Source organism: Methylacidiphilum kamchatkense Kam1 (genome assembly GCF_007475525.1).
GTDB classification, from domain to species: Bacteria; Verrucomicrobiota; Verrucomicrobiia; order Methylacidiphilales; family Methylacidiphilaceae; genus Methylacidiphilum; species Methylacidiphilum kamchatkense.
Map to the genome: position 1 here is coordinate 1915387 of NZ_CP037899.1, position 12425 is coordinate 1927811.

The window sequence follows — 12425 nt, forward strand, 5'->3', positions numbered from 1 at the left end:
CTATCTCAAAATGACAAACTTTACGCCTAGAGCACAACAAGTATTGGCACTTGCCAGACAGGAAGCCGAAAGGTTTGGACACAACCATGTGGGCACTGAGCATCTTTTGCTTGGTTTAATTAAACTTGCCCAAGGAGTAGCTATTAATGTCCTCCAAAAACTTGGAGTAGATCTGGAAACTGTACGAATCGAAATAGAGAAAAAGATCGGTTCTGTTCCTTCCGAAGGCAAGCCGACTACACCTATTCCCTATACGCCTCGTGTGAAGAAAGTTTTAGCTTTAGCCAGCAAAGAAGCAAAAGCTCTGAACCATAGCTACGTAGGAACAGAGCATATTCTTTTGGGACTGCTGCGAGAAGGAGAGGGAGTGGCAGCCACTATCCTCAAAAATCTCGATATCGATCTGGAACGAGTTCGCAATGAGATTTTAAAGGAATTAGATCCTAATTTCTCTGCCAGTGGAGAAGAAGAAAATCCTGAGCCAGCTTTTGCTGGGACTACCGAAACAACCTCAAAAAAGGAAGTGAAAACACCCGCTTTGAAAGCTTTTGGTAGAGATTTAACCGAACTGGCACGTCGTGGGGAACTCGATCCAGTAATTGGAAGGAAAAACGAGATCGAACGAGTGATGCAGATCCTTTGCAGAAGGACAAAGAACAATCCTGTGCTTATAGGGGAAGCGGGCGTGGGGAAAACGGCCATCGTCGAAGGATTAGCCCAGGAAATTGCTAATGAAAATGTTCCTGATCTGTTGAGAGATAAAAGGGTGATCACTTTGGATTTAGCCCTAATGGTCGCCGGAACAAAATATAGAGGACAATTTGAGGAAAGGATTAAGGCGGTAATGGAGGAGATCCGCAAGGCCAAGAACATCATCCTTTTTATTGATGAGTTGCATACGATTGTAGGGGCTGGTTCTGCAGAAGGAGCGATGGATGCTTCTAATATCATTAAACCGGCGTTGTCCCGTGGAGAATTACAATGCATCGGTGCGACCACTCTTTCAGAATATCGCAAATACATAGAGAAAGACGCGGCGTTGGAAAGAAGATTTCAAACCGTTCTTGTGGAAGCCCCAAGCGTTGAAGAAACGATTCAGATTTTGCATGGTCTCAAACCAAAGTACGAAGCGCATCATAAAGCCAAGTTTACCGACCAGGCTATTGATACTGCCGTTCGGCTTTCGGATAGATATCTTACGGGGAGATTCTTGCCCGATAAAGCTATCGACATCATGGACGAAGCAGGGGCGAGGGCAAGGATTGCCGCAACAATGAGGCCACCTGAATTAAAAGATCTTGAAAACGAGCTGCTTGCTATTAGAGCCAAGAAAGATGAGTGCATTAAGGCTCAAAATTTCGAAAAAGCTGCGGCATTGAGAGACAAAGAGAGAGAGCTTAAAGAAAAGCTCGAACAACGGATCGCTGAATGGAAGAAACGGCGAGACGAAAAGGAGACCACCATTACTGAAGACGATATGATGCAAATCGTCTCGAAATGGACAGGGATTCCTATTACTCGGATCACTCAGAATGATCAGGATAAGTTTCTCAATGTTGGTGAAGAATTGAGAAAGAGGGTCATTGGTCAGGATGAGGCCATAGAGGCGTTGAGTAGAGCCTTACAACGCTCAAGGGCTGATCTGAAGGATCCCAAAAGACCCATTGGGTCCTTTATATTCCTTGGACCAACGGGTGTAGGCAAGACTATGCTGGCAAAAACATTAGCCGAATATGTTTTTGGCAGTGCAGACGCTCTCATACAGATTGATATGAGCGAGTACATGGAAAAGTTTAATGTCTCTCGACTCATCGGTTCTCCGCCTGGATATGTTGGGTATGAGGAAGGAGGACAGTTAACCGAAAAAATTCGGCGTAGACCCTATTCGGTTGTTCTTTTTGACGAGATAGAGAAAGCGCATCCGGATGTTTGGAATATCCTCTTGCAAATTCTCGAGGATGGAATTGTTACGGATAGCCTTGGTAGAAAGATTGATTTTAGAAATACCATCATCATCATGACCTCCAATGTCGGTGCTGAGATGGGTTTGAAACCAGGTGTGCTTGGCTTCCGAACAAAGCAGGATGAGATTTCCTATGAGCAAATGAAGGAAAGAATGCTGGAAACCGTTAAAAAGACTTTTAAACCGGAGTTTTTAAATAGGGTTGATGATCTTATTGTCTTCAGGTCGCTTACCAGAGAAGACATGGTCAAAATCGTTCATTTGGAAGTTAATAAAGTGGCAGAAAGACTGAAGAGTCGTAATTTGAGCATTCTTCTCACAGATGCAGCCATCGATTTCTTGATTGAAAAGGGATATGAACCAGCCTATGGCGCTAGACCCTTGAGAAGAGCAGTTGAGAAATATGTGGAAAATGCTATCGCCGAAGAATTGCTCAAAGGTAAATTGGCCGAAGCCACAGTGGTTGAGATTGATGCACGGGAAGGAATGTTAATCTTTACTCCGAAACCTTCCCAAAATGAATCTTCGACTCAATCTCAAGTTGAATCATCAGCTGTCTAAATGTCTAAAAAAAGGGGCGAAAAAATCGCCCCTTTAAATTTTTCGTGACGGTCTTCTATCCCTAAAAGTAGGATTTTTTTCGACAGTCATCGTAAAATTCAGTTTTGAGGCGGGATATACTCCCATCTTCCTGTATTGGATTCGATCACAATACTGTTGATTCTTTCTTTGCAACCGATAAGTGAGACTTGCAAAACGTCATCATAATCCATTTTTTTGGGTAAAACTTTTATCTTTTTACATGGATTAGCAGGATCATAGGTCGGCTGACAGTAATACTCTACTTCCACTGAGCCATTCACAATAATTTTATTTACCAACAGTTCTCTATGTTCTTTACTTATAACTTTAAGAATTGGAGGCAAAAGGGATACGGCTTTTTTCCGTTCTCTTAACACCAATGGTAGATCTGCATTGGGAACATCTTTATCCGGATAGAAGTCTAAGTAATGATAAATCGAGAGAATGAAATTTGGTTTAGTCTCCCACAACCTGGAACATCCGGTACTAAAAATCAACACCAAAAAAATGACGCTTATTTGTCTACCTCTTTTTTCTAGCCAAACGCCCCGCATCGCAAGCAAGTTTCTCTCAGTTCCTAGAACAAAGGGAATTCAACGAATCAAGAATCGCATAAAGCAATTGAAGCCTTGGAAGCTCAAGACCTTTCTCTCTTGCCATTTTTAAAGGCCTGCCCCAAATTGCTTCTACCTCAAGAGGCTTATGCTCTAAAAAATCGAATAAGCTTGAAGGTTTATAAGGTCCCATCTTTTTGGTTCTAGAAAGCTGCATTTCAATAAAATCATTAGTGATGGAAAAACCGAATGCTTTAGCCGCCTTAATAATTTCTTGCATCAATTCCCTAGCAGCTAAAGCAAGTTCGGGCTTATCCAGAATCACAGCTACATCTACCCCTCCAGCAGCAACGGATAACCCATTAAAAGGAATATTCCATACCAATTTTTTCCATCTTGCTTCTTCCAAAGAGTTAACTATTTCTGTTTCAATCCCGGCTGTAGTCAGCATGGTTGCGAAATCCTTTAATTCTTTTCCAGGCAACGCATTATACTGTCCAAGTTCTACTTTCCCAAAACCAAAATTTGTGACTTTGCCAGGACCCGTTCGATTAATACACACAAACAATATTCCTCCAATAACGGTTCGAGGTCCAAAATTCTCATAAAGCCACTTCTCATTCCCTATGCCATTCTGGAAACAAACCAAGACTGTTTCAGAAGAAAGAAGTGGGGGTAGCAATTCAAAAAGAATATCATTTGCAGATGTTTTTAAAGAAATAATCACCCACTTACAAGGGCCAATCTGATTGGTATTAGTATAAACTTTAACCGGATAAAGCTGAAAGGTCTTTTCTTTTCCCCATTCAATAATAAGTCCTCTTTCCTTAACTATCTCATAGTCCTTTCGCATTAAGAAATTAACATCATAGCCGGCTTTCGCAAGAAGCCCTCCATAGAACGAACCAATGGCTCCAGCACCTATGATAGCAATCTTTCCTTTATCGAGATGCTCCGGAGATGATTCAAACGACATAGTATTATAAAAATAACAAAAGGGTTGAAAGGAACCAGACTAAATTTATTCTCCTTCCTCATTTTAAACCCCTCCATCCGACCTACTCAAGCCCCTCTAAACCGCTTCAAAGCTGCTTTCTAGCCTCTCTGAGTCTGCTTTTTTTTAGGTTTATCCTACAATCCTATGCCAGCTATCTTTTTTCACACACTGAAGCCATAGCCCCCAGGATCAAATTCTTTAGATTGTTCGTTGCATTAAGATCATGATTGTGGGCTTGCTCCATAGAATGGATTCCTTCACTCTTGCTGATGTTCAGCTGTATGTCTAAGCTTCTAGCCTCAAGAGGAGTCAGTATTGCTTGTGAAAAAACAAGCAATAGAGCACGACAATTCGCCTCTTGGAATTTCAAGCACATCCCGCAATGAAATTCTCAAAAGGGCCAATCCAATTCAACAAACGCCCTTTGGAATATCTTCTTCCATTTTTATACAGGAGAATGATCGGTCCTTGATCACCTTCAAGCAGCGTCCAGCACAGTACCACCGCTTCCTATGACTTCACTAGGTTGCTATGAGTCATACAAGGCTCATATTACCTTTTCTTTGCCATCAGGTGTAGCTGAATTATTCCCTCTCTCTGCCACCCTGCCAACCATAGAATTTGAATTCTTGACAACCTGCTTTAAGCAAACATTCCACCGGGATTTTCCATGACTTCTACCGAATCCACTTTCCCGTTTTCATTACTCCCCTTTTTGACGTCCATCAACTTTTCCTGCTGGATTAAAAAAATGGCCTTTTGTAAGTTTTGACCATTAATCCAGATATCATGACTTATCGTCCGGAGAAAAAATCGGTTGCCTTCGGTATCGGCATGAGCAAAAAGGATTCTGGAATAAGGAAAAACCCAATTTCTCCCTGGAGATTCTATCGTAAAGAAGGCAACAGGTGTCTCAGAAGCAACCACCCCGCCCTGAGTCTCTATCGCAGGTGCACCAGCTACTTTTCTATTTTCTTGTCGGTCATCATTCATGAGCGAGCTTTCCCTTTTGTAATAACTTTTTCTCTTTTATCTTATCAGGCTTTGGTTTAGAAAGATCGTCCACCACCACTACTTTATCCCCTTCTTCAAGAATTTCAGGAGGATTCAATATAATTTTCTGATCTTTGGAAAGTCCAGAGGGAATCTCAATGAATTGTCCCAAATCTTTCCCCAGTTCAACCTTATTATAATGGACAGTCTGATGCTCATCCACACTAAGCACATAATTGCCATCTGCCCTTACGACTATTGTATTGACAGGGACTAGATAGGTTTCCTGTGTCCTCGGCAGATGAAAAGTCACATCCACATACATATTGACAATAATCTCTCCATTGGGATTGCCGACATCGACTTCTGTCAACAGTGTTCGAGAAAGCGGGTCAACCGCTTTCGATGTTCTGACAACTAGCCCTTTGAAGATTTTTCCAGGCAATTCCGAAGCAGTGACATCAGCCCAAGCACCAAGCTGGATCTGAGGAGCATAATTCTGAGGAACAGCTACATACACCCTCATGACATCCGTCACTGATATCCGATAGAGTTCTCTTACTCCTTTATCACTTCCCAGAGACACTAACGTGCCAATATCTATATTTCGAGCCGTAACGACCCCACTAAATGGGGCATAAATCTTTTCAAAATTTTGAAGCTCTTTCCAATGTTCATATTGTCCTCGAGAAGCGTTGACTCGAGCAAGAGCAGCATCATAAGCAGCCTGCCTTTCATCGAGCTGCTGTTGGGAAACCGCACGGGTTTTTATTAGTTCTTTCCACCGATCCAAAGAAATCCTGGCAATTTCCAAATTCGCCTCAGCTGATTTCAATACCCCTTCCATCTCCAACACTTGTCGATCAATATCAGGGGCATCAATAACAGCCATCAGTTGACCTTCCTTCACTTCATCCCCTATATCTACCCACCAATTTTTAATATACCCATTGACTCTTGCCCATATGGGTGTTTCAAAATAGCCTCTAGCTGTCCCAGGTAGCCTTAAATCCGTAATTGGTGGAGCAAGCTTTGGGCTTATAACAGAAACAGGAATTTCATTCGCAATAGCCACATATTTTTTCAGTATCCCTTGATTATGCAGCCTTGGTATGAGTCCTATAATAAAAAGAGCCAGAAGAATTGCTCCCAAAGCAAGAGCTATAAAAGCGGGTCCACTTTTGATTTTCTTTAAAATGGGTTCTAGTCGTTCCCGTTTTTTAATAGGAGGCGGTTCAGGAATGGTGGGAGAGAGATTATCCTGTTCTTTATTTTGAGTAGGTCCCTCTTCTTGGCTTTTCCCACTCCCTTTCCGCTTTTTATCAACGATCCGGGATAGTTTTTCTAATATGCCACGTTTGGTGTCTTTTATTTTCGAACCCACATCGAACTCCTTACTACTCATAAAATCTACTCATTTGTAAGCTTTGTCTATTCCGTAGGTCTTGTTTTCTTGCCTCGAATAATGCTGAAAACAACTGGAACGAAGAAAAGAGTCCCTATGGTAGCAAAAATCATCCCTCCGATAACCGCTCTACCAAGGGGTGCATTCTGTTCTCCTCCCTCTCCAAGTCCAAGGGACATTGGGAGCATACCAAGAATCATCGCCCCAGCAGTCATAAGAACCGGCCTGAGCCGAATTCTTCCAGCCATCCAAGCAGCTGTAAGAGCATCGGCTCCATTTCTCATTTCTTCATTGGCAAAAGTAATCAGCAAAATGCTATTGGAAGTGGCGACTCCAACGGTCATAATCATCCCCATAAGAGAGGGGACACTAAAGGTTGTGCCAGTAAGATAAAGCATCCAGATAACACCACAAAATCCTGCCGGCAGCGCCATCAGAATGATGAAAGGATCCACCCATCCTTGGAAATTGACTACTAACAAGAAATAGACCATCAGAATGGCAAAAACAATGCCAAGACCAAGACGCCCAAAGGCATTCTGCATGCTTTCGGCCTGTCCACGAATATGGATTTCATAGGCTGGAGGCAATTCCTTTTTGATGCTATTGATAACTTTTTGGACGTCGTGGACTACCCCTCCCAGATCTCTTCCTTGCACATTAACAAAAACATTATAAATAGGCTTGACATTATAATGGCTGACAACGGCAGCCTTTTGGGTATGCTCCACCGAAACCACGTTACTCAACAGCTGAGTCTCCTCTCTCGAAGCAAGGAGATCAGAATAATATTCCTTTATCGGGTGAAGATTGATATTGAGCAAAGAGTTGTGACTATCTATCAAGTGTTGGGGAGTTTGAACAACAACCGGATAGTTGATAGTTGTTTTAGGATCGGCCCAATAATTAGGTGCCACCACATAGCTTGAACTCAACTGGTTTAAAATGTTGTTAGCAATTTCCCTTTGATTTAACCCAAAATCAAGAGCCCGTATTCGATCTATTTTTAAATGCAGATAGGGCTGTTTTTTCTGATAAATGATAACATCAGCAGCCCCTTTGATCTTTTTTACTTTTTTTTGGATTTCTTTTGCAAACCGAGACGTAATATCCGGGTCCTTTCCTACCACTTGTATATCAATGGGTGCAGCAGAACCAAAGTTAAGAATCTGATTAACCATATCTGGTGGTTGGAAGAAGAACTCGCATCCAGGGAACCTTCTTGGCAATTTCTCCCTTATCTTTTTCATGTAAGCAAATGTGGAGTGATGATCCTCTTTCAGCGATACTAAAATCTCTCCGTCAAATGTCCCTTCATTGATATAATCACCAAAGGCCATTCCTGCAGGAAACCAAAAAGGAAGCCCTCCTAAGTCCACGATAGAATCGATTTCTTCCTCCGGAACAATTTCCTTTTTTATGTATTCTTCAATTTCACTGAAAATTCTGGCTGTTGTTTCCAATCTAGTCCCTGGCGGGGTAAAAACATGAAGCCTAAACTTGCCAGCGTCTACAGGGGGGAAAAAATTCTCTCCTACAAAAGGCAAAGCCACAAAGGAAGCAACACCCAAGATACCAAAGAGTAAGAACACTGCTCCTTTATGATGCAGGGCCCATTTTAAAAGCTCTCCATAATTGTCCCGGAACTCTTCAAAGCGTTCCATAAACCAATGATGGAATCGCATAAAACGGGAGAGCGGTTTACCTTCGATTTTCCTTTTATGCTCGATGATTTCTTCCTGTCGAATAAGCATATTGGCCATCGTAGGAACGAGAGTCCTTGAAAGAAAATAGGAGAACAGCATCGAAAAGACGACCCCTAAGGCCATGGGAGTAAAAAGATATTTTGGAGGCCCCTCTAAAAAAATTACTGAAGTAAACACGATACAAATAGAAAGCGTTGCAACGAAGGCCGCATTGGCAATCTGCTGAGCACCATCGAGAATCGCCTGAATGAGAGGTTTCCCCATACCGTGATTTCTATGGATATTTTCCACTTCCACTGTCGCATCATCCACAAGAATTCCAACAGCCAGAGCAAGCCCTCCGAGAGTCATGATATTTATGGTATTGCCCATGCGGCTAAGAATGAAAAGAGCCACAAGAATACAAAGAGGAATGGAAGTTAAAACGATCAAAGTCGATCTCCAGCTTCCTAAAAAGACTAAAATCATAATCCCTGTAAGGCCTGCAGCAATCAACCCTTCCTTAACCACTCCTTCTACAGAAGCCCTGACAAAGACGGATTGATCCATTAATTCTTTGATTTCTATTCCTTCTGGAGCTGAAGCTTTGGCGACCGGAAGCAGTTTTCTCAGATTGGCGACTAACTCCAAAGTCGATGCCATACCGTTTTTCAAAAGAGGCATAATCACAGCAGGAATGCCATTATACCGTGCAAAATTCCATTGGACTGCTCCTCCATCCCTGACATACCCAAGGTCATGCATATAAACGATTTGTCCATTGACTTTTTTAATCGGAATGTCGTTCATCTCCTGAACATTCGTTGGGACATTGTTCACAGAGACTAAATAGTCGCGATCTCCTATTTTGATATCTCCGGAAGCATAATCCAAAACTTGGTTATTGATTACTTCCATTAATTCTTGAGCGGTGATGCCTCTAGCTAACAGTTGATCTGGATAAGCATCGACACGAATAAATCGCGCTGTCCCCCCCAGGGTGGAGGAAAAGTGGCTCCTCGAATCGTAGCTAATTCTCTTCTAAAGATATACCAGGTATAATCGAACAAATCGGCATTTGATTTCGTTTTCCCACTTACAGCCAACTGTATAACAGGGACTTCCGCTGCAGAATAGCGCAAAACATAAGGAGGAGTAGTTCCAAGGGGCATTCTTTTTATGACAGTCTGACAGATCGATACTGCTTCCGACACGGCCAGATCGATAGGGACACCTGGTTGAAAATACATGCGAATAACATTAAGCCCATAATAAGTTCTTGATTCCATTCGGGCTACATTATCTACATACTGGGAAAGATTAAACTCGCTAAAGGTCGTAATGAAATTGGTCATATCCTCTGGAGTCAGACCCTGATAAAACCAGACAACATTTACAACGGGAATATCGATATCAGGGAAAATATCCGTTGGAGTTGTTTCAATAGTCAATAGCCCCATGACAAATATGAGCGCTGCCATAACAGCGACCGTATAGGGCTTTCTAAGAGCAACTTTTACCAGCCAGAGCATATTATTATTTTTCCCTTAAAAAAAAGAACCCCTCAACTAAAAATAAGTTTCTTCTCGACTATAGCAGTTTCAATACCATTATGTTACAAAAATCAATTTTTTTTCCCCACCATCTCAAAGGGTTTGTGTTAAATACTCAATAAAATCATAAATAGATGAAAAACAATTTTGTAATTTGTTTCTAATTTCTTGCTATAAGAATCTTCAATGAAAATTGGTTTTATAGGTACTGGAAAGATGGGATATCCAATGGCCCAAAATCTTTTGGCCTCTGGAAAAGAACTCTTTATTTACAACCGTACGAAAGAAAAAGCTGATCCTTTGGCAGCTTTTGGTGCCAAAATTCTTGGATGTCCTAAAGAAGTGGCAGCAAGCAGCGATGTAGTCATCACGATGCTTGCCAATGATGAGGCATTATTAGAAATCACAGCTGGCAGCGAGGGACTTATCCATGGATTACATGAAGAAGGTATTCATCTCTCTATGAGCACGGTTAGTCCTAAAGTCATTCAAGAAATTCAAAGCATGCATGCAGCCAAAAACCAGATTCTTGTTTCAGCACCCGTATTTGGACGGCCCGATGCGGCAGCAAGAAAAGAATTGTGGATTATTACTGCTGGACCTCTAGAAGCTGTGAGAAAATGCCATCCCATCTTCCAAGCCTTGGGAAGGGGCTATTCGAATTTTGGAGAAGAACCAGCCAGAGCGAATATTGTAAAAATCTTGGGCAATTTTTTAATCATGACCGTTATCGAAGCCTTAAGCGAGAGTTTCTCTTTGGCTCAAAGAGCTAAGATCCTCCCTCAAGATTTTCTTTCCGCTATCAACCAAGCATTGTTTCGTTCACCCCTCTACGAAAATTACGGCCAGCTTATTGTGAAAAAAGCCTTTAGCGAACCAGGCTTTACATTACAACTCGGATTTAAAGATGCAACAATGGCAAGAGATTTAGTCGAGTCCTATAGGGTGCCAATGCCTTATCTTGACGTGGTGTACTGGCGCTTTCTCTCTGCACTAAACCATGGGAAAGCAGAACTTGATTTCGCTGCCATCTCTTCAGAAGTCTTCGATTCTTGGGAGGATCACCCCCCCTTGAAGTGATTAGAAGCTCTTAAATGTTTTTTTAATATTTTCTGCTCTTGAATAATTTCCATTTTTGTTGCATCATTGAAGCATGGAAGAGGCATTAAAAAAGTCTTTAGATCATTTGGCTCATTGGAGCAGAAGAATAAGCCTCCTCATAGCAATTGCGACCTTTTTGTATTGGATAATTATAGGCTTTAGCGAGCTGATATTAAGAGCGAGTGGTAGTGAAACAGAATTTAGCTCTGCACTGATTGGTTTTTTTACTTTTCTGGGCCTTGTCGCTAATTTTTTTGGCATTCTGTTTGGTGGCCTTAGCCTTTCATTAAAAGAGATGATTCGACCTTCCTGCTTCGTTGGTTTCTTATTAAATGGGCTTTTTTTTGTTGTTGTTCTGGCTTGTATACGATTGTTTTAAAAAACCCAAAATAGCTTTTTTCTAGAAAACGACCAGTCACGTCTTAAAAAACGCTTTCCTAGGAAAAATATTTCTAATGGTTTTCAGATATTTTCAATTCATTGAGATGAGAGATCATCCATGTATCCACTAGCTGAAGGATTTCTTCCCCAGGTCGAAATGCAAAAGCATAATCAATTCTTACAAAAGTTTTTTCAGATACTTCTAATTCTCCTCCAAATTCTTTTTGAATTACATACCGTAACTGTTCTAATTCCGAAAGAACAGCATCCACCTTTTTCTCCTTAAGAGCTTCCAGAGCCTCATTTAAGGAATCAAACAGGATCGCTCGAATTTGCCTTTTTTTTAAATAACTGCTGCCCATTGAATTTTTTACAGTTGCTATGCGAATTTGAGAAAGATCTTTAAGTTTGACTATATCCAAACTGACTTTTTCTAAAGCCACTCCTGCTGTAATCCACGCTGTAAAAAAAGACAATAGGACCACTCCAACAAACATCCAAATCATAGCTACCGTTCTACCACCAACCGTTTTGGGGACTTTATCCCCATAGCCGATAGTCGTCATGGTGACAGCAGCCCACCAAAACGCATTACCTATACCATGAATAAAACTGCCTCCAAAATGAGGATTTTTTTTTCTTTCAAAAATCCAAACAAAAAATCCAGCAATTAACGTCAGAAATGTCATTCCACAGACAACAGTGGCAAACTCTGGGTTAAACATAAACCGAAATACTGCTTGTAGAGAGCTAATTGGACTTGATCTATAAGCAACTCCCAACCCAGAAGTAAGAAATGGATAACTAAAAGCGAGCTTTTTTAAAAGCTCAATATTGATTCCCATCCCTGTTACCACCACATCAACTTTCTTATCCAACAAACCGCGAATAAGGATCTGTTGGTCAGCGGACATTTCGATAAATTCATAGGGAAGATTGAGATCAGCAGCGATCCTTTTCCATAAGTCAACTGCAATTCCTGTCCATTCTCCATCCACACCTCGGAAGGAAAACGGAGGGTCATTTCTGGTTGCAACCCTAATCTTGATATGGGTTTTTATGGGATGAGAGACTTCAGCAGAACAAAAAAATAGGAGATGAAAAGAAAAAAGGAAGCACAGGAAGGTTAATAAAACCTTTCGCAAGGGAGTTTTTTTATAATGATTTAACACGTCTGCAAGATCTGGTCACTTTTGACTTTCTCTTGCAAA

General features: G+C 41.4%; 11 protein-coding genes. 3 read left to right on the forward strand and 8 right to left on the reverse strand.

The features are described from left to right. The first annotated feature begins 10 nt into the window (after window positions 1-10). Window positions 11-2524, forward strand: a complete 2514-nt coding sequence (locus kam1_RS08830) for an ATP-dependent Clp protease ATP-binding subunit (RefSeq protein ID WP_039720906.1) — start codon at window positions 11-13, stop codon at window positions 2522-2524. 98 nt (window positions 2525-2622) lie between these two features. Here kam1_RS08830 and kam1_RS08835 read toward each other — a convergent pair whose 3' ends face one another. The 7 genes from kam1_RS08835 to kam1_RS11100 all read right to left on the reverse strand — a co-directional run bounded on the left by kam1_RS08835 (window position 2623) and on the right by kam1_RS11100 (window position 9711). Beyond that, window positions 2623-3099, reverse strand: a complete 477-nt coding sequence (locus kam1_RS08835) for a hypothetical protein (protein ID WP_039720905.1) — start codon at window positions 3097-3099, stop codon at window positions 2623-2625. A gap of 16 nt (window positions 3100-3115) precedes the next feature. Further along, on the reverse strand, window positions 3116-4075 hold the full coding sequence (locus tag kam1_RS08840; protein ID WP_052250416.1) for a 2-dehydropantoate 2-reductase: 960 nt from the start codon (window positions 4073-4075) through the stop codon (window positions 3116-3118). Between the two features lie 172 nt (window positions 4076-4247). After that, a complete protein-coding gene (locus kam1_RS08845) occupies window positions 4248-4472 on the reverse strand; it encodes a hypothetical protein (protein WP_143958396.1) in 225 nt (74 codons plus the stop codon). A gap of 266 nt (window positions 4473-4738) precedes the next feature. Further along, window positions 4739-5089 carry a hypothetical protein gene (locus kam1_RS08850; RefSeq protein ID WP_039720903.1) on the reverse strand — a complete coding sequence of 117 codons (351 nt, stop codon included), beginning with the start codon at window positions 5087-5089 and terminating at the stop codon, window positions 4739-4741. After that, entirely contained in the window at window positions 5082-6494 is a 1413-nt protein-coding gene (locus kam1_RS08855) for an efflux RND transporter periplasmic adaptor subunit (RefSeq protein WP_039720902.1), read from the reverse strand. Before kam1_RS08855 ends, kam1_RS08850 begins: the two co-directional genes overlap by 8 nt. A 26-nt stretch (window positions 6495-6520) precedes the next feature. After that, a complete protein-coding gene (locus kam1_RS08860) occupies window positions 6521-9214 on the reverse strand; it encodes an efflux RND transporter permease subunit (RefSeq protein ID WP_315861689.1) in 2694 nt (897 codons plus the stop codon). After that, window positions 9124-9711, reverse strand: a complete 588-nt coding sequence (locus kam1_RS11100; protein WP_276507619.1) for an efflux RND transporter permease subunit — start codon at window positions 9709-9711, stop codon at window positions 9124-9126. The genes kam1_RS08860 and kam1_RS11100 overlap by 91 nt, the downstream gene beginning before the upstream one ends. Before the next feature lie 207 nt (window positions 9712-9918). Between kam1_RS11100 and kam1_RS08865 the strand changes: the two genes are divergently transcribed. Next, window positions 9919-10812, forward strand: coding sequence for an NAD(P)-dependent oxidoreductase (locus tag kam1_RS08865; RefSeq protein WP_039720900.1), 894 nt, complete (start codon window positions 9919-9921; stop codon window positions 10810-10812). 73 nt (window positions 10813-10885) lie between these two features. After that, window positions 10886-11212 (forward strand): hypothetical protein, encoded by a 327-nt coding sequence (locus tag kam1_RS08870; RefSeq protein ID WP_143958397.1) that lies wholly within the window; start codon window positions 10886-10888, stop codon window positions 11210-11212. 73 nt (window positions 11213-11285) lie between these two features. Here kam1_RS08870 and kam1_RS08875 read toward each other — a convergent pair whose 3' ends face one another. Then, window positions 11286-12386, reverse strand: a complete 1101-nt coding sequence (locus tag kam1_RS08875; protein ID WP_039720899.1) for a transporter substrate-binding domain-containing protein — start codon at window positions 12384-12386, stop codon at window positions 11286-11288. Window positions 12387-12425: the final 39 nt, after the last annotated feature.

Coding starts and splice junctions, on each gene's coding strand:
- kam1_RS08830 (WP_039720906.1), top strand. CDS start 11: ATGACAAACTTTACGCCTAGAGCACAACAAGTATTGGCACTTGCCAGA.
- kam1_RS08835 (WP_039720905.1), bottom strand. CDS start 3,099: ATGCGGGGCGTTTGGCTAGAAAAAAGAGGTAGACAAATAAGCGTCATT.
- kam1_RS08840 (WP_052250416.1), bottom strand. CDS start 4,075: ATGTCGTTTGAATCATCTCCGGAGCATCTCGATAAAGGAAAGATTGCT.
- kam1_RS08845 (WP_143958396.1), bottom strand. CDS start 4,472: ATGTGCTTGAAATTCCAAGAGGCGAATTGTCGTGCTCTATTGCTTGTT.
- kam1_RS08850 (WP_039720903.1), bottom strand. CDS start 5,089: ATGAATGATGACCGACAAGAAAATAGAAAAGTAGCTGGTGCACCTGCG.
- kam1_RS08855 (WP_039720902.1), bottom strand. CDS start 6,494: ATGAGTAGTAAGGAGTTCGATGTGGGTTCGAAAATAAAAGACACCAAA.
- kam1_RS11100 (WP_276507619.1), bottom strand. CDS start 9,711: ATGCTCTGGCTGGTAAAAGTTGCTCTTAGAAAGCCCTATACGGTCGCT.
- kam1_RS08865 (WP_039720900.1), top strand. CDS start 9,919: ATGAAAATTGGTTTTATAGGTACTGGAAAGATGGGATATCCAATGGCC.
- kam1_RS08870 (WP_143958397.1), top strand. CDS start 10,886: ATGGAAGAGGCATTAAAAAAGTCTTTAGATCATTTGGCTCATTGGAGC.